15 protein-coding genes and 1 tRNA gene are annotated in these 16,298 nt (G+C 58.1%); 7 read left to right on the top strand and 9 right to left on the bottom strand.

All coding sequences use genetic code 11. The annotated features are described in order from the left end of the window. Positions 1-23 precede the first annotated feature (23 nt). Entirely contained in the window at positions 24-2,009 is a 1,986-nt protein-coding gene (locus tag MSNKSG1_RS03670) for an SDR family oxidoreductase (RefSeq protein ID WP_008937896.1), read from the bottom strand. 186 nt (positions 2,010-2,195) lie between these two features. On the opposite strand from MSNKSG1_RS03670, the gene MSNKSG1_RS19395 reads away from it, so the two are divergent. Both MSNKSG1_RS19395 and MSNKSG1_RS03660 read left to right on the top strand, forming a co-directional pair. After that, positions 2,196-2,690: a hypothetical protein gene (locus tag MSNKSG1_RS19395; protein ID WP_227497947.1), complete on the top strand. Its 495-nt coding sequence runs from the start codon at positions 2,196-2,198 to the stop codon at positions 2,688-2,690. A 30-nt stretch (positions 2,691-2,720) separates the two neighbouring features. Continuing rightward, on the top strand, positions 2,721-5,561 hold the full coding sequence (locus tag MSNKSG1_RS03660; protein WP_008937894.1) for an insulinase family protein: 2,841 nt from the start codon (positions 2,721-2,723) through the stop codon (positions 5,559-5,561). 7 nt (positions 5,562-5,568) lie between these two features. Here the strand turns inward: MSNKSG1_RS03660 and MSNKSG1_RS03655 are convergent, their stop codons facing one another. Next, positions 5,569-6,207, bottom strand: a complete 639-nt coding sequence (locus MSNKSG1_RS03655; RefSeq protein ID WP_008937893.1) for a TIGR04282 family arsenosugar biosynthesis glycosyltransferase — start codon at positions 6,205-6,207, stop codon at positions 5,569-5,571. Beyond that, the gene (locus tag MSNKSG1_RS03650) at positions 6,194-6,901 is read right to left on the bottom strand and encodes a TIGR04283 family arsenosugar biosynthesis glycosyltransferase (protein WP_008937892.1); all 708 of its coding nucleotides are present in this window, start codon (positions 6,899-6,901) and stop codon (positions 6,194-6,196) included. Before MSNKSG1_RS03650 ends, MSNKSG1_RS03655 begins: the two co-directional genes overlap by 14 nt. A gap of 87 nt (positions 6,902-6,988) precedes the next feature. Here MSNKSG1_RS03650 and MSNKSG1_RS03645 point away from each other — a divergent pair. Both MSNKSG1_RS03645 and MSNKSG1_RS03640 read left to right on the top strand, forming a co-directional pair. Continuing rightward, a tRNA-Arg gene (locus MSNKSG1_RS03645) sits at positions 6,989-7,065 on the top strand. A gap of 77 nt (positions 7,066-7,142) precedes the next feature. Further along, positions 7,143-7,817, top strand: a complete 675-nt coding sequence (locus tag MSNKSG1_RS03640; protein ID WP_008937891.1) for a spermidine synthase — start codon at positions 7,143-7,145, stop codon at positions 7,815-7,817. Between the two features lie 21 nt (positions 7,818-7,838). Here MSNKSG1_RS03640 and MSNKSG1_RS03635 read toward each other — a convergent pair whose 3' ends face one another. Together MSNKSG1_RS03635 and MSNKSG1_RS03630 are read right to left on the bottom strand one after the other, a co-directional pair. Then, positions 7,839-9,590, bottom strand: coding sequence for a SulP family inorganic anion transporter (locus tag MSNKSG1_RS03635; protein WP_008937890.1), 1,752 nt, complete (start codon positions 9,588-9,590; stop codon positions 7,839-7,841). Between the two features lie 34 nt (positions 9,591-9,624). Next, the gene (locus MSNKSG1_RS03630; protein ID WP_008937889.1) at positions 9,625-10,491 is read right to left on the bottom strand and encodes an MBL fold metallo-hydrolase; all 867 of its coding nucleotides are present in this window, start codon (positions 10,489-10,491) and stop codon (positions 9,625-9,627) included. Between the two features lie 223 nt (positions 10,492-10,714). Here MSNKSG1_RS03630 and MSNKSG1_RS03625 point away from each other — a divergent pair, with 223 nt between their 5' ends. Next, positions 10,715-11,290 carry a Tll0287-like domain-containing protein gene (locus tag MSNKSG1_RS03625; protein ID WP_008937888.1) on the top strand — a complete coding sequence of 192 codons (576 nt, stop codon included), beginning with the start codon at positions 10,715-10,717 and terminating at the stop codon, positions 11,288-11,290. Positions 11,291-11,326: 36 nt separating this feature from the next. On the opposite strand, the gene MSNKSG1_RS03620 is transcribed toward MSNKSG1_RS03625, so the two are convergent. After that, entirely contained in the window at positions 11,327-11,989 is a 663-nt protein-coding gene (locus MSNKSG1_RS03620; RefSeq protein WP_040886621.1) for an alpha/beta hydrolase, read from the bottom strand. Positions 11,990-12,085: 96 nt separating this feature from the next. Between MSNKSG1_RS03620 and MSNKSG1_RS03615 the strand changes: the two genes are divergently transcribed. Then, positions 12,086-12,733, top strand: a complete 648-nt coding sequence (locus MSNKSG1_RS03615; RefSeq protein WP_008937886.1) for an MBL fold metallo-hydrolase — start codon at positions 12,086-12,088, stop codon at positions 12,731-12,733. Between the two features lie 26 nt (positions 12,734-12,759). Here the strand turns inward: MSNKSG1_RS03615 and MSNKSG1_RS03610 are convergent, their stop codons facing one another. Further along, entirely contained in the window at positions 12,760-14,379 is a 1,620-nt protein-coding gene (locus MSNKSG1_RS03610; RefSeq protein ID WP_008937885.1) for a methyl-accepting chemotaxis protein, read from the bottom strand. Positions 14,380-14,595: 216 nt separating this feature from the next. On the opposite strand from MSNKSG1_RS03610, the gene MSNKSG1_RS03605 reads away from it, so the two are divergent. Beyond that, positions 14,596-15,267 carry a hypothetical protein gene (locus MSNKSG1_RS03605; protein WP_008937884.1) on the top strand — a complete coding sequence of 224 codons (672 nt, stop codon included), beginning with the start codon at positions 14,596-14,598 and terminating at the stop codon, positions 15,265-15,267. A gap of 9 nt (positions 15,268-15,276) precedes the next feature. On the opposite strand, the gene MSNKSG1_RS03600 is transcribed toward MSNKSG1_RS03605, so the two are convergent. Together MSNKSG1_RS03600 and MSNKSG1_RS03595 are read right to left on the bottom strand one after the other, a co-directional pair. Further along, entirely contained in the window at positions 15,277-15,900 is a 624-nt protein-coding gene (locus MSNKSG1_RS03600) for an L-threonylcarbamoyladenylate synthase (protein ID WP_008937883.1), read from the bottom strand. After that, complete coding sequence (locus MSNKSG1_RS03595; protein WP_008937882.1) at positions 15,897-16,253, bottom strand: BolA family protein; 357 nt, start codon at positions 16,251-16,253, stop codon at positions 15,897-15,899. Before MSNKSG1_RS03595 ends, MSNKSG1_RS03600 begins: the two co-directional genes overlap by 4 nt. Between the last annotated feature and the right edge of the window lie 45 nt (positions 16,254-16,298).

Raw genomic sequence — 16,298 nt, 5'->3', positions numbered from 1 at the left:
TTTTTTATGGCGCGAACATCCCCTTACCAGTAGATGCCGCGCATAATGGCCGCAAACGCCACCTGCTCTGTGGACACTTTCGGCTTCTCGCCGGACTTGCTGCCGGCGGCGGCCGGTGAATCCGGGAACATCCGGTAACCGGTATTCATGACGATCTCCCCCATCTTCGGCGCCAATGCATGAAGCACCTGGGCGAAAATACCCAGACGGGTCGCGATGCGCTTGGGACGGTAGACGATCGCGTCGGCCACCATTCCAGCGGCTTCGTCCGGCGTGAGCGTCGGCACCGAGTCGTAGATCTTGGTGGGTGCGATCATCGGCGTTTTCACCAGCGGCATATTGATGGTGGTAAACGTGACATTCCGATCGGACCATTCGGCCGCCGCACAACGACTGAAGGCATCCAGTGCGGACTTGGAGGCAACATATGCCGAGAACCGAGGCGCGTTGGTCAGCACGCCGATGGACGAAATATTCACGACGTGGCCGCGGCGACGATCAAGCATCGTCTGCGCAAATCCCATGATCAGGCGTACCGACCCAAAGTAATTCAGCTGCATGGTGCGCTCAAAATCGTGGAAACGATCAAAGGAAAGATCCAGTGATCGGCGGATGGAACGCCCGGCATTGTTCACCAATACATCCACGTGGCCATGGTTATCCAGCACCGTTTTGACAAACTCATCACAGGCTTCCATATCCGAGAAATCACACGGATAGGCATGAACACTGGCACCCCGGGACTCCAGCTCCGCTGCCACTTCCTTGAGCCGCTCGAGCTTGCGCGCACCAATCACCAGAATCGCCCCCGCATCCGCCAGTTTCTGAGCCGTCGCCAGACCAATGCCTGATGTCGCACCGGTGACCACGCAGACACGACCTTCAACGGTGCCCCTCAGGGTCCGATCCTTGAACAGGTCCGGATCCAGGTTGCGCTCCCAGTAATCCCAGATCACCGGCGCGTAATCCGGCAGGCGAGGCACTTCGATCCCGCTGTCCTTCAGTACGCGCTCGGTTTCCCGGGCATCAAAGCGCGTCGGGTAATTGATGAAAGACATCACCGATGGCGGAATGCCCATGTCATCCAGTACCGCGCTGGTCAGGCGTTTGACCGGCGGCAGGTTCTTCAGGCTCTGACGGATGAACGGCGGAATGAAGCCGAACATGCGGGAATCAATCCGCATCCCCATTTTCGGCGCGTGACCGGCCTCGGAAAAGATGTTCAGGATTTCGCCGACCTTGTAGGGGTCGGAATCCACCAGGTGGAAACAGTTCCCGTCTTCGCCTTCAAGGTGCGCGATGTGATCAAGGGCATCGACCACAAAATCCACGGGCACGATATTCAGACGACCGCCTTCGATGCCAATGGTGGGAACCCACTGAGGAAGCGCATGGCGGATCTTCTGGATCATCTTGAAGAAGTAATAGGGCCCATCGACCTTGTCCATTTCACCGGTCTTTGAGTGCCCGATAACCATACCCGGACGATAGACGCGGAAAGGTACCTTGCACTCTTCCCGGACGACCTTTTCGGACTCGTGCTTGGTTCGCAGGTACGGATGGTCCAGCTTCTCGGCTTCCTCGAACATATCCTCGCGGAAAATACCTTTGAAAAGACCGGCCGCCGCAATTGAGGAGACATGATGAAAGTGCTTCGCACCCATGGCTTCGGCGGCCTGAACCGCAGCTCGCGTACCTTCAATATTGGCGATCTGCTGGCTTTCCTCATCGGCGCCCATGTCATAAACGGCCGCAAGGTGGAAAAAGTGATCAATCTCGCCCTTCAGTGATTCCAGTGTCGAGGAATCAATACCCAGATTCGGACTGGTGAGATCACCGATCACGGCCTTGACCTGGCTGTCATCTGCCCCCCAGCGTTCTCTCAGCATCTGAAGCTTGTCCTGGCTCTGTTCACGCACCAGAACGTGGATCGTGCCACCGCGCGCCAGCAGCTTCTCCACCAGAAAACGCCCAATAAATCCGGTTCCACCTGTGAGGAAGTAATTCATCGATTTTCCACCCTGCCTGTTGCTTGTTTGTTGTCCATCCATGCCGGCCCCATATACGACTAAAGTCGAATATTTCTCCGGAAACGCCGGCATTGTACTTAATTGCAACGTTCATGTATCGAACTTTTTTAGAGCTTTTGCTCTTTAAGCCATTGTTTTATATAGAGCTTTTACTCTAGCTTTGCCATGGGAACCGCACCACCGCAGGCCCGGCAACGATACATCTCTCTGAGACTAGCACAGCGCAAGTGGATTGCCGGTTCGCACCGGACATTACCGGAAAACCATGAAACAACCGTCATGCAGTGCGATAATCAGGAACTTCTCGCCCTGACGGGCGTCATTCCACCTCACAGCCATCAAGGTCTTACACGCGCAATCATGCAGAACGACAATCCAAACACCGAACGATACATCGCCATCGCCCGAGCCTGCCTCAAAGCCATCAACGATACGGCGGAGAATACAGACTCGAGGGAACAGAAAATCGAAGCGGTTTACCAGGCAATCGACCATGCCTTCCAGGCAGAGTTCGCCGAGTATCGTCAGTCCGTGGCGATTATGGCGACGGTTCTTGAGCGGATTGCTTCGGGCCAGCTGGATGCCGACAAGGCCGCCGAACTCGCCCGCAAAACGCTGGACCAGCAACCCGAGGCTACGCGAAACGCACTGATGCACTGATTCTGTCCACCAGACAAAAAAAGAGGCCCCATGACCAACGGAAGATTACCTACCCGTTCCTTCGGACTGTTCTCGGTACTGTGCGGTCTGTTGCTCCTGGCCACCCAGGCCGTGGCCTCGCAACAGCCCGTCAAGAGTCCCAATGACAACAACCAGTATCGCTACATTGAGCTTGATAACGGACTGAAAGCTTTGCTGATTTCCGATCCGGGAGCAGACAGGGCCGCTGCCTCCCTGAACGTGGCAGTGGGCAGTGGTGACGACCCGAAAGATCGCGAGGGCCTGGCTCACTTCCTTGAGCACATGCTGTTTCTGGGTACTGAAAAGTACCCAAAGGCCGGTGAATATCAGGAGTTCATCAAGAGCCACGGCGGCAATCATAATGCGTTCACGGCGTTTCAGAACACCAATTACTTCTTCGATGTCCAGTCCGCTTTTCTTCCTCAGGCACTGGACCGTTTCGCTCAGCAGTTCGCCGCCCCTTTGTTCACACCAGACCTGGTCGATCGTGAACGCAAGGCGGTCCATTCGGAGTTCAGTGCCAAGCAGAAAGACGATGGGCGCCGGCTTTACTCCGTGGAAAAAGCGGTCAGCAATCCGGACCACGCCTTCAGTCACTTTGCGGTGGGCAACCTGACCACCCTCGAAAACACAAAAGACAACCCACTCCGGCCGGATCTGGTCCGGTTCTGGAAAACCCATTATTCGTCCAACCTGATGACCTTGGCAGTGTACGGGCCCCAGTCCCTCGACAAGCTCGAAGCCATGGTCCGGCCTCGTTTCAGCGCCATCGAAAACCGCCACCTGAGCCGCACCAAACACGATCAGCCGCTTTACTCGCCGGACACTCTCCCGGCGGAAGTGACCGTCGATGCGATCAAAGACGTACGGCGACTGACCCTCAGCTTCCCCATCCCCTCCCAAGAGGATCTTTACCGGACGAAGCCAGCAAGTTACGTGGCCAATCTTCTTGGACATGAGGGCCCCGGCAGCCTGTTCGATGTTCTGAAACGGGCCGGTTTGGCGGAAAGTCTCTCTGCAGGCCTGGGTATGGACACCGGTAGCAATGCCACGCTCGATATTTCGATTGCCCTGACGCCCGAAGGACTCAAACGCAGCCAGGATGTCCTGCCACTGGTGTTCGACTACATCCAGCGAATCCGCGAAAAAGGGATCTCCGAAGCCCGTTTCAAGGAAATGCAGCAGCTGGCGCGTATCGACTTCCGTTTCCGGGAACAGGGTGATCCCCTGCATGAAGCCATGCGATTGGCCAGCCAGCTTCAACACTATCCGGCCCGTGACATCCTGCAGGCCCCCTATCTGATGGATCGATACGCACCGGATCAATACCGGGACATCCTTGATCGCCTGACGCCATCGAACGTGATGGTATTCAAGCTTGAACCGGATCCCAAGCTCGACAATCCCAGGAGCACCCGCTGGTACAACACCCAGTGGCAAATGTCCGCGATTGATCCTGCAACAATTCTTGCCAGCGGGCCTTCTGACCTGGCGGCGCAGCTGAAGCTGCCGACAGCCAATCCGTTTATCCCGCAGGACCTGGCCATGGTTCCGGGAAAGACCATGGATCGGCCCGAACACCTGCAAACCGGCCAGGATATGAACGTCTGGTACGCAAAGGATACCCGTTTCGGAACGCCCAAGGCGAACGTGTTTATCAGCCTGCGCACGCCTGCGGCTCGGGCCAGTGCACGCAGTGCGGTGCTGACCAACCTGCTGGTGGACGCCATCAAGGACAACCTCAACGCCTGGGCCTATTCCGCGAAGTTGGCGGGACTTGATTACAGCGTTTATTCGCACCTGCGAGGCATCACGATCCGGGTTGGCGGGTATGACGATAAACTGCACACGCTGCTCAATCGCATCCTGATGCAGGTCGCGCATCCCGAGCTGACTCAACAGCGATTCCAGATTGCACGTCAGAACCTGATCGACAATCTCCTGAACCAGGCCAAGGAGCGTCCGGTCAGACAGACCTCGGACTTCATCCAGACGGCGCTGATCGAAGGAACCTGGAGCCGGGAAGCGAAGCTGAAAGCGGCACGTGAAGTCACACTCCCGGAGCTGAAATCGTTCGCGCAGAATTTCCTGAGCCGTGTGGATCCGGTAATGCTGGCCCACGGAAATCTGACGCGGGCGGCGGCACTGAACCTGACCCAGCAGGTTGATGCCATTGTGCTGGCAAAATCCGAGCACCAGTCAGTGCCCCGCAGTCGCATCCGGGAGCTGCCGGAAAAGGAAATCGACGTTTCCCTTTCAGTGGATCATCCGGACACCGGTTATACGCTCTACGTCCAGGGTCGAAACACCAGCTTCGAGGAACGAGCTCGCTACCGGTTACTGGGCCAGATTCTGAGCAGCCCCTTTTACGAGGATATCCGTACCAACCGCCAGCTCGGCTACATTGTCTATGCCACGCCTTTCGAGATGCTGGAAACGCCGGCGCTGGGCTTCGTGGTTCAGTCCCCTTCTGCCTCACCGGCGGACATTGACCAGGCGGTGACCGCCTTCTTCCAGCGCTTCTCGGACACATTGGCATCCATTTCGGATCAGCGGCTCCAACAGGAAAAGCAGGCCGTCATCAGTCAGATCCTTGAACAGGACCGCCAGCTTGGTGATATTTCCAGTCGCTACTGGCACGAGATTGATCGGGGCGTGGACACCTTCGACAGCCGGCAAAAACTGGCTCAAGCCGTCAGCAACGTAACCCGGGATGGTTTGATGAAGGTCTATCGTGCGGCCCTGCTCCAGCGAGAGAAGGCACTGAGAGTCGTCACCGGCGGCGAGGGGCTGGACCGGGATAAGGCGCTGAGCACACTCACCGCCCGGCCGCCGGTCCCCGCAAGCTGAGCCCGCTCTACTGAACCTGCCTGAGGAACCGCAGCCAGTCCTCAGGCTCATCCACATCCCATCGGGGCTCCAGCAACGCAAAGCTGAGCCCCTTTTCTTCCAGCCTCTCACAGGTCTGAGCCAGCACCCGGGGCGTTCCCCAGTCAATTCCCGAAAGCATACCTTCGACCACACGAGCCGCTCCGATCAGGACGTACCCACCGTCTTCGGAGGGGCCAAGCACAACATCATGACCAGCAAGGCATTCGACGGCTTTTCGCGCATAGGCCGGATCAACCGATGGGCAATCGCTGCCCACCACAAGCGCCCGCGAATGGGCTTGCAGCGATGTGGACAGGGCCGCCTCCATCCGGTCGCCCAGGGTCGCCCCCTGTTGCGTCTTCTGAACCAGTCCCGCGCCCTCAACCTCCTGCAGAATGGTCGCCGCGTCCGCAAGGTCACCTTCGCAGAGACGATCCCACCAGAACTGAACCGGATAGCCGGTGGCACACAGATTGTCCAGCACACTCAACGTGAGCCGGTTATGAGCGTCCAGAGCTCCGTCAGCACCCAGCTCAGGCATCAAGCGGGTCTTCACACGACCGGCTTCCGGCCATTTGGCAAACTGCAGGAAAACCGCATCAGCGGCGCGTTCAGTGTCGGGCATTTCGGACATCCGTTCTATAGGACAGTGAAAGTGTCTCCGGCGATTCACCACGCCAGTAACGCCAACGCAGACGCCACATCAAAAAAATGGTGCGCCATGGCCCCAGATGTTCCCATCGCCGGCTGTCGGTTACCACCGGTGCCGATACGCAAAAAGGCCTCGACCGCCTCGCCAATCGGCTGGAGAACTCGACGTCCTCCATCAACGGAATCGGTTCAAACCCGCCGAGATCCTCAAACAGGGCGCGGCGCACGAACAGGGCCTGATCGCCGGTACAGACTCCGGTGAGACGGGACCGCCGATTCATGAACCAGCCGATCACACGAAACAGAAAGCGACCACCACTCAGGCGAACGTCGAAACGCCCCCACGACCGACGGCTGTGGAAAAACCGGTCCAGGTCAGCAAGTGCCGAGGGCGGCAAACGGGTATCCGCGTGAAGGAAGAGAAAAACATTGCCCCGGGCCTCGGACGCTCCCGCATTCATCTGTGCGGCCCGCCCCTTTTCCGAGACCACAAGCCGGTCACACAGCGGACGAGCCAGATCGGCCGTGCCGTCCGGGCTGCCGGCATCCACCACCAGAACCTCATGGCCGGCCGCCCGAATGTCCTGCAGAGCCTTCAGCGTAGCGGTAATGCCATCGGCCTCATTCCACACCGGAACAATCACGCTTAACGCGAACCCTTCAGACACACCCCGCTCCCGGAAGATCTTTCAACTGAGACAACACCTTGAGCCACAAGCCCTTGCCCGCTATCATACCGGCCTTCTCAAAGATTTGCCCCCGTAGCTCATCTGGATAGAGCGTCCCCCTCCTAAGGGGAAGGTAGCAGGTTCGAGTCCTGCCGGGGGTACCAGCTTTTCCTTCCCCAGACATGTTCTCCCTGAACCACGCAGGTTAAACTGCGAATCCGTTTATCTATCCGGAACCCAAATGGCCCGCTTCACTGAAATCGGCACCGCAACGATTCCCGGCAAGGGGACACAGCTTCGCCTTTTGCAACGCAATGATGAATTCTCGATCAAGATCGCCGGCACCACCGGAGAGCTTATGAACAGCCGTATTCATGGTTCCGAGGACGCTCTGGCCACCCTTGCCTGTGAACGTATCGCCGGACTACCCTCGCCCCGCGTCCTGATTGGCGGCCTGGGGATGGGATTTACTCTGGCCGCAGCGTTATCAGCGCTGGGTGAAGAGGCCCGGGTAACGGTGGCAGAACTGGTTCCCGAAGTGGAGGAATGGAACCGGGGCCCCCTGGGAGCCGCCGCGGGAAACCCGCTGAAGGATCCCCGGGCGAGTGTACATATCGGTGATGTCGCAGAACTACTCAGAACCGGCGACGGACAATGGGATGCCATCCTGCTGGATGTGGATAATGGACCGGAAGGCCTGACCCGCAAGGAGAATAACTGGATTTATTCCCCGGAGGGTATTGCTGCCGCCCAGAATTCTCTGAGCCCCGAGGGCATCCTGGCCTATTGGTCCGCCGGCCCGGAGCAGGCGTTTACCGAGAGGCTTCGCCGCGCCGGGTTTTCCGTGGAGCCAGTGACCGTTCGTGCGCTGCGTCCTGGCAAGGGCGCCCGCCACGTTATCTGGCTGGCATGGTAGCCCCGGCTCTATCTGACCCAATCAGATAACCGGAGCCCCCGATTCACAGGGTTTGTCGACTGGGGGCTTTACCAGGTTTTTCCAGGCATCGTAGGTACTCAGGAAGATCTGGCCGGTCAGTTCCGCACAGAAATCGGTTCCCTTGAGCCGATCCATAACCGGCCCCTTCACCTCTGCAAGATGCAAACGAATCCCGGCGTCTCTCAGACGTGCGTTGATCGTCTCAAGGCTTTCGAGCGCCGAAGCATCAATGGCGTTCACCGCCTGACAGGCGAGAACCAGCTCTTTGACCCTGGGATGCTCGGATACCAGTTCCAATACGGTTTCTTCCAGAAACCGGGCATTGGCAAAGTAAAGGCTTTCGTCCACCCGCAGTACCAGGGTCTCCTCATCGATCTCCACGTCGTGGCGCCGGATGTTCCGGAAATGCTCCGTACCGGGAATGCGACCGACAACAGCGCTGTGGGGGCGGCTCGTGCGATATAGATACAAGCCGATTGAAAGCCCCACCCCGACGAGAATGCCCGCTTCGACACCCTGAACAAGCGTCAGGATGATGGTCGCAAGCATGGCTGCGGCATCGCCCCTGGAGTAGGCCAGCGTTCGCCGGATCGCGGCAAAGTCAATCAGTGTGGACACCGCAATGATAATCGTGGCGGCAAGGGTCGCCTTGGGCAGAAAGGCCAGGAAACCCGTCAGCGTGAGCGTGGCGAGTGCAATGCCGACGGCAGTCAGCGCGCCCGCGATGGGAGTTTGAGCACCGGCCTCGAAGTTAACCACAGACCGGGAGAAGCCTCCTGAGACGGGGGAGCCCCCGCTGATTCCAGCACCCATGTTTGCCAGCCCCAAAGCGATCAGCTCAGAGTCGGGATCAATTCTCTGGCGCCTTTTGGCTGCCAGGGTCTGGGCCACGGATACGGACTCCACGAAACCCACAAGACTGATCAGCACAGCCGCCGGCACCAGCGTGGCCCAGATCTCCGGGTCAAGGGACGGCAGGCTGATGCTTGGAAGCCCTTTGGGAACGTCGCCGACCAGATTTACCCCGGCCGCTCCGAGGTCAAAATGCCACGCGGCCAGCGTCGTCACGATCACTGCAGACACCGGCGCGGCTTTAGCGCTCAGGTCTGCCAGACGCGCTGAAAGCCCCAGGCCTGTCAGCCATTTTTTCAGGTAGCGTCGGCAGAGGTAGAGATACACCGCAACCCCACCGCCAATCAAAAGGGTTATTGGATTGATCCCGCCAAGCTGCTGCCAGAGCCCGTGAACCATCTCGATCAGATTGTGGCCACCGCCCTTGATCCCGAGGATATGGCCAATCTGACTGCCGGCGATCAGTATTCCGGATGCCGTGACGAAGCCGGAAATCACGGGATGGCTCAGAAAGTTGGCCATAAACCCGAGACGCAGGAGGCCCATGGCAACAAGGATCAGGCCGGAAAGCGTTGCCAGCACCAGGGCGGCGCCCACATACTCCGGCGTTCCGGCAGCCGCTATTCCGCCCAGTGCGGAAGCCGTCATCAACGAGGCAACCGCCACGGGGCCGACGGCCAGCGTTGCACTGGTTCCGAACACGGCATAGACCACCAGCGGGATCATACTCGCGTACAGTCCAACCTCCGGAGGTAACCCCGCGAGCAACGCATACGCCAGTGCCTGGGGCACGAGCATCAGGGTAACAATGACCGCAGCCAGAGTGTCACTGACGAAGGTGTCGCCCCGGTACGTTTTCAGCCAACCCAGAATGGGCAGGAATTTGGCAATCCGCTTCATTTCCTATCGAACTCCTTGCGTTACCGGACTCCCCTTAAAAGCGGTTGAGCGGGACTTTCAGGTACACCTGGCCGTTATCCTCTGCCGGCGGCATGTCACCCGCCCTCATGTTGACCTGCACCGACGGCAAAATCAGACGAGGCATGTTCAATGTGGCATCACGCTCGGTTCTGAGCCTGACGAAATCGCTTTCGCTCATGCCTTCACCCACATGGATATTGTTCGCCAGCTGCTCAGCCACCGTTGTTTCGTGAAGGAATTCGTCGCGCCCGGCGCCCTTGTAGTCGTGACACAGGAAGATCCGGGTGTCACCCGGCAGTGCCAGCACTTTCTGGACGGAACGGTAGAGAGTATGGGCATCGCCTCCCGGAAAATCACAGCGGGCTGTCCCGGAATCCGGAGCGAAGAGCGTGTCACCGACAAACGCGGCATCCCCAATCACGTAGGTCAGACACGCCGGGGTGTGGCCAGGGGTGTGAAGAACGCGACCTTCGAGCTTGCCAATCCGGAAGGTATCGCCTTCCTTGAACAGGCGATCGAACTGGCTGCCGTCCCGGGCAAAGTCCGTACCGGCGTTAAAGACCTTTCCGAAGATTTCCTGAACATCCACGATTTTTTCGCCAATGCCGGTTTGGCCGTTCAGCTGTTGCTGAAGATACGGGGCGGCCGACAGGTGATCCGCATGCACATGAGTTTCGAGAATCCATTCAACGGTCAGTCCGTTATTCCTGACATGCCGGACAATCTCGTCGGCGGAACGGACATCGGTTCGGCCCGCTGCATAATCGAAATCCAGCACTGAATCGATAATGGCGCATGCCGAGCTTTGCGGGTCGCGAACCACGTAGCTGAACGTGTTGGTCGGTTCGTCGAAGAAATGGGTGACCAGCGGCGTCTGCACAGTCTTGCCCTCCCTTTGGGGTATGAATCATTGCCCACAATTTAAACATACTTTATGGAATAACGATAGTTCGTTATGGAATAATGAATCGATGAGCTTGATAGGACTGGTCAATTGCCGGTTGTCGCGGCGACAGATCGTCGCACCACCGGGATAAATCAATATCGGAACGGCTACGAGCTCTATACTGACAGGTTAAACAGGACTCATCAGGAGGTGATCTATGAACCGGCCCGCATTGGCATCCGCCCTACTGCTCGCATTAGCTCCCGTCGGCGCCATCGCGCAGGAAAACAGCCCATCCACGGAAGCCCTGGTCGCTGAAGCACGCACCATGGTCAAGGACTTCGGAGGATCTTTAAAGCAGGCTCTGCAGGCAGCCATCAAGGAAGGGGGATTAGAGAATGGAATCGGAGTATGTAATACCGTGGCTCCGGAGATTGCCGCCTCGAACAGCAAGGGCGCCTGGACCATCAGCCGCACCAGTCTCAAGGTCCGCAACCCCGGAAACACGCCAACTGAATGGCAGCGGCTGCAACTGCAGGCCATGGACCGACAGCCGGTAAAAAATGGCAAGCCAGTCGAAACCTGGCAGGTATCGGATGCAACCGGACAACCCGCCTTTCAGTATATGAGCGCCATTCCCACTCAGAAGCTCTGCCTCGGATGTCATGGCAAATCCATTGATCCGGGCGTAAAGGCGAAGTTGGCGGAACTCTATCCGAACGACCAGGCCACCGGTTTCTCCGAGGGGGAACTCAGGGGCGCGTTCGTCGTCACCTATGAGCCGGAGCGCTGATTGTCCGGAGCCGGCAATCAGACAACGGCCAGGTGGCTATTGTTCACGGCACCGCTCGAGAAACGAGTCCAGATCCCGGATTTCTTCCAGACACAGACTGTGGTCCATGCCATAGGAATGAAATTCGGGCTGGAATCCCTGGCTCTCGAGTTGCGTTTTTGCCGCCTGGCCAAGCGATTCCGGAACGATCGGATCGAAACGACCATGGCCGATGAATACCGGCAGTTCCCGGTTGGGCTCGGATAGTTCGATGGTCTCTGCGGTGGCGTAGTAGGTCGACAATGCGAAGAGTCCACCAAGCCGTTCGGGATAGCTCAGCGCCAGCTCGTAGGCGACCGCCCCACCCTGGGAAAACCCGCCAATAATAATATTCTCGCTGGCGACGCCACGATCCCGCTCCTGCTCGATCAGCCTGGCGACTGCCCGGGCAGAAACCTTGAGCTGGGGTTCGTCGACCTTGCGATCAATGTCCATGGCGAGGATGTCGTACCAGGCCGGCATCACCATGCCACCGTTCACCGTGACCGGCATATCCGGCGCGTGGGGAAAGATAAACCGGACCGGCCGGCCTTTACCAAAGGCCAACTCGGGAACCACAGGCTCGAAATCGTGGCCGCTGGCACCCAGCCCGTGAAGCCAGATTACCGTTATCTCCGGATGATCACCGGTATCGATCTGCAGCGTATCCAGGGCTGTCATCGTCATTACCTACCCTCTATCATGAGTCAGCCCGGAACCTTACCATTGTTGGTATGATAACCCGATACCCCTGACCCACTCCGTTCGAGAAAAGGTATGTCCCTGAAGTACAGAATCATTCCTGTCACGCCTTTCCAACAGAACTGTTCCCTCATCTGGTGCGACGCCACGGGCAAAGCCGCAGTGGTGGATCCCGGCGGTGACCTGGATCGAATCCGGTCCGCCATTGCAGAGGAAGGTGTGACCGTCGAGAAGATCCTTCTGACCCACGCGCACATTGATCATGCCGGAGGCACCGCCGAGCTGGCCAAAGCGCTGTCACTGCCGATCGAGGGACCGCATCGCGACGATAATTTCTGGATCCAGGGACTGCCCCAGCAGGCACAGATGTTCGGCTTTCCTGCGTCGGAGGTGTTCACACCCGATCACTGGCTGGAGGACGGTGACACAGTGACTGTCGGTGAAGAAACCCTGGAAGTCCTGCACTGCCCCGGCCACACGCCGGGCCATGTGGTGTTTTTCCATCAGGCATCCGGACTGGCGCTCGTTGGCGACGTTCTGTTCCAGGGATCAATCGGTCGGACGGATTTTCCGAAGGGGGACTACAACACACTGGTGCGGTCCATCCGGGAAAAGCTGTTCCCGCTTGGCGATGCAGTGGCCTTCATTCCGGGGCACGGCCCCATGTCGACGTTCGGCCAGGAGCGCAAAAGCAATCCTTTTGTTTCGGACCACCGGGGCTGATCCCTCAACCCCGGTGCCAACCGCTGCTATCGGGACTGGTTGAGACGAAACTGTTCGATGGTACGACGCAGGCTTTCCGCCATGGCCAGAAGATCGCCGGCAATCCGCGCCGTTTCCTGAGCATCGCCCGACGTTTGCTCACTCGACCGACTGATCTCGATCACGTTTTGATTGATGGATTCAGAGACCTGGCTCTGCTCATTCGCAGCGCTCTCCATTTCCTCGTTCAGACCGGTAATTTCCCGGACGGCTGACGCAATCTCCTGAAGCTCCGTTTCCACGCTCAGGATAGCGTCCACCTGCTGGCCAGCGAGTTCCGAGGCATGGCGCATGGTGCCCACACAATCGACCACTTCCGCTTTCAGGCCCTCGATGGTGTTGCGAATATCGCCGGTGGAATCCTGGGTCCTTGCAGCCAGCCCGCGCACCTCGTCGGCGACGACGGCAAATCCACGCCCCTGCTCTCCTGCCCGTGCCGCTTCTATCGCCGCATTCAGGGCCAAAAGGTTGGTCTGATCGGCAATATCAGAGATTACCTTGAGCATATCGGTCATCTGGCTCGTACGCTGGTCAAGCAACTCGATCCGACGGGCCCCGTCCTGGACCTCTGTGTTCAACGCCTCAATGCCTTCGACGGCATTTCTCGCCAGGGTCTCCCCGGTTCCGGCTGACTCGACCGTGGCCAGCGATTTCTGGGTCGTGTGAATCGCGTTTTCCCGGACCTGAACAGCCGAGGCCGCCATTTCCGTGGTGGCACTCGCAACCTGGTCGGTGTTGTCCCGTTGCGCCAGGACTTCCTTTTCCGTGGTTTCCGCCTTGACCGAAATGCTCTTGGCGGCCTGCTCCACGCGTTCGGCGTTATCCAGAACGGTATTCATGCTTTCCCGTATTTTGGCCATCATCCTGTTGAAGGCCCGGGAGACGGAACCGATTTCATCGTTTCGATGCACATCCAGCTCAATGGTCAGATCCGAGTTGCGTGAGATCTCGTCCATCCGGTCATGAAGACGGCGGAGGCGGGCAAACACCAGCCGCCCCAGAACCAATGCGGTCAGCAGAAAGACGGTGACGAAAATCACCACCTGAATCCCACCGCTGGCCAGCAACTGCTGTTGCAGGCGGGCGTCACTGTCGGCCATGGAGTAGTCCACCCGAATGGCGCCCAATACCTGGCCCTCTTTGGCCTGATGACACCCCAGACAGTTCACCCCCTGGTAGTCTTCCCGGGCAATGACCGGCTCGATCAGGGTATAAACGCGCCCATCCTCGCCTTCCGTATAGGTCTGGATACGCTCACCCGAGAGGGCTCGCTCATCCATCGCTCCGCGCTGTTCCTCCTCGGCCAGCCCGTTCCCGAACACCTGCTTGACGTGGTCGCCGCGAATCACCCGCACATCCAGAACGTCTTCAGGCGCTGCAAATTTCTGCCGGAGCATCTCCCGGTTGGCCATGGTACCGGTCAGCATCATGGTGTTGAGGCCGTCGAAATAGGACTTGGCGAGCCCGTCGACATAACGGTGCGTGTATTCCTCAAGATGATCGCTTTGGGCTCTGGCGTTGTAGAGGACCGTCAGAACCAGAACGAGCGAAAAGGCTGCGGCCAGAGCCGCCAGTAGCAGGAAACGGATGGAATATTGTTTTTTCATGGCAACTCGACTGCTGGATGCCGGCTTCGGCAATGTGAACGTTGACTCATGTCTTCTTTGACGACAATTCGGCACAGAACTGTATAGATAAACGTCAAACTTTCCCTGATCCAGATCAGATCCCGGACCAACCTCAGAAGATGGCCCGGATTCTGCATTCAGTCGTTTCAGTGATTATTTTTCGGCGCCGAGACACGCCGCCGGCGGAGGAAATCCATGTCCCTTTTAGCATCACTGATTCAGGCCAGCTCACAATTCCAACAGGCAATGGAGAATCGCCGTGCCTCTGCGGAAACGCGGGAGCAATCCGCCAGCAAAGCCCAGCCTGCAGCGCCGGTCACTCCGGAACCCACCGGGGCTCCCGGGGACGACCGTTTTACCCCTTCAGACGGGATGGCCAATCCATCGGACAGGAAAACCCGGCAACTGCCGCTGACCAATTACAAGCAAACTGTCGGGCAGGATGTTGCCTTTGTGCGGGAGACCTTGCGGCACAAACTTGCCGAGTACAACCTGCACCCGGCAACCACGATGAATGTGAGCAGGAAGGATCATGGTGAGCTGAAAGTCGACGGGAAAATGTCGGATAACATCCGACAGCAGATCGAGAAGGATCTCAACAACAATACGGCTTTCAAAGAAGCGTTCAACCGGCTGAGCAGCGCGGAGCCCACACTCCGGTTCATGGACAACGCGGTCAAACTGAATCAGGCCTATGGCGTCAACAACCCGCTACTGGACAATCTCGTCAGCGAGAACCAGCAATTCAACGGGTTGCACGACGTCATTCACCGGTATGACACACTGAGAAAGACCGCAGGCGCTCAGCAAATCGAGGCAGCCGGCAATGGGCAAATGTACGCCTTCAGCCTGAACGCCCGCGCCTGAACGCCAGTGTTATACCCGGAACGGAGCTGGGTCGCCCTTGCCCTCCCGGACAACCTCAGGGGCTTCGCCGGTGAAATCCACCACCGTTGTCGCTTCAAGTCCACAGAAGCCGCCATCGATGATCAGATCCAGGTCGTGCTCCAGGGTCTCCCGGATGTCGTACGGGTCTGTCATGGGCTCTGTCTCGCCCGGCAGGATCAGGGTGCTGCTCATGATAGGCTCGCCCAGCTCCCCAAGTAACGCCTGAACGATCGCATTATCCGGAACCCGGACTCCGATGGACCGACGTTTGGGATGCAACAACCGTCGGGGCACTTCCGTGGTGGCATCCAGAATGAATGTATAGGGTCCCGGCGTGAAATTCTTCAGTAGCCGATACTGGGTGTTGTCCACCTTGGCGTACACGCCAATGTCTGAAAGATCGCGGCAGACCAGGGTAAAGTTGTGCTTGTCGTCCAGCTTGCGAATACGCTTGATCCGATCCGCGGCCTGCTTGTCACCAAGATGGCAACCAATGGCGTACGCGGAATCCGTCGGATACACGACAACCCCGCCCTTACGCAGAATCTCCACCGCCTGGTTGATCAGTCGCTTTTGCGGCGTCTCTGGATGAATCTGGAAAAACTGGCTCATGAATGCTCCCCCTGACCGGTTTTCATCGCCATTGCCGGATCCCCTTTCGATCCGCCCATGCAGTTCGGAGAAGCCGGAGACGCCTGACCTGCAGCATCCCACTCCTCAGGTGTATACAGATGCAACGCCAGAGCATGAACAGGACCAGCCAATTCCTCCGCAAGGACCTTGTAAATCGCCTGGTGGCGCTTGACTTTCATCTGCCCTTCAAACTCGGGAGAAACCAACGTCACCTTGAAATGCGTCTCCGAATTCGGCGGCACGCTGTGCATGTGACTCTCGTTTTCAACCCAAAGGAAAGGGCCCTCAAACGCCGCTTTCAATTTGGATTCAATGGTGTTCTGTACTTGCATTCGGCAAAACTCCTTTGAAAAATTTTGTGGGTGCCCAAGAGCGCA

Origin of the sequence: Marinobacter santoriniensis NKSG1, assembly GCF_000347775.1 — a bacterium.
In the GTDB taxonomy this organism is placed as follows: Bacteria; Pseudomonadota; Gammaproteobacteria; order Pseudomonadales; family Oleiphilaceae; genus Marinobacter; species Marinobacter santoriniensis.
Note: the sequence above shows the minus strand (reverse complement) of the source record. Positions and strands in the feature narration are given on the sequence as shown.

What these genes read in the sequence shown, in the direction of transcription:
- MSNKSG1_RS03625 (WP_008937888.1), top strand. Translation starts at nt 10,715, where the DNA reads ATGAACCGGCCCGCATTGGCATCCGCCCTACTGCTCGCATTAGCTCCC.
- MSNKSG1_RS03640 (WP_008937891.1), top strand. Translation starts at nt 7,143, where the DNA reads ATGGCCCGCTTCACTGAAATCGGCACCGCAACGATTCCCGGCAAGGGG.
- MSNKSG1_RS19395 (WP_227497947.1), top strand. Translation starts at nt 2,196, where the DNA reads ATGGGAACCGCACCACCGCAGGCCCGGCAACGATACATCTCTCTGAGA.
- MSNKSG1_RS03635 (WP_008937890.1), bottom strand. Translation starts at nt 9,590, where the DNA reads ATGAAGCGGATTGCCAAATTCCTGCCCATTCTGGGTTGGCTGAAAACG.
- MSNKSG1_RS03615 (WP_008937886.1), top strand. Translation starts at nt 12,086, where the DNA reads ATGTCCCTGAAGTACAGAATCATTCCTGTCACGCCTTTCCAACAGAAC.
- MSNKSG1_RS03595 (WP_008937882.1), bottom strand. Translation starts at nt 16,253, where the DNA reads ATGCAAGTACAGAACACCATTGAATCCAAATTGAAAGCGGCGTTTGAG.
- MSNKSG1_RS03655 (WP_008937893.1), bottom strand. Translation starts at nt 6,207, where the DNA reads ATGCCCGACACTGAACGCGCCGCTGATGCGGTTTTCCTGCAGTTTGCC.
- MSNKSG1_RS03610 (WP_008937885.1), bottom strand. Translation starts at nt 14,379, where the DNA reads ATGAAAAAACAATATTCCATCCGTTTCCTGCTACTGGCGGCTCTGGCC.
- MSNKSG1_RS03660 (WP_008937894.1), top strand. Translation starts at nt 2,721, where the DNA reads ATGACCAACGGAAGATTACCTACCCGTTCCTTCGGACTGTTCTCGGTA.
- MSNKSG1_RS03620 (WP_040886621.1), bottom strand. Translation starts at nt 11,989, where the DNA reads ATGACAGCCCTGGATACGCTGCAGATCGATACCGGTGATCATCCGGAG.
- MSNKSG1_RS03600 (WP_008937883.1), bottom strand. Translation starts at nt 15,900, where the DNA reads ATGAGCCAGTTTTTCCAGATTCATCCAGAGACGCCGCAAAAGCGACTG.
- MSNKSG1_RS03670 (WP_008937896.1), bottom strand. Translation starts at nt 2,009, where the DNA reads ATGAATTACTTCCTCACAGGTGGAACCGGATTTATTGGGCGTTTTCTG.
- MSNKSG1_RS03605 (WP_008937884.1), top strand. Translation starts at nt 14,596, where the DNA reads ATGTCCCTTTTAGCATCACTGATTCAGGCCAGCTCACAATTCCAACAG.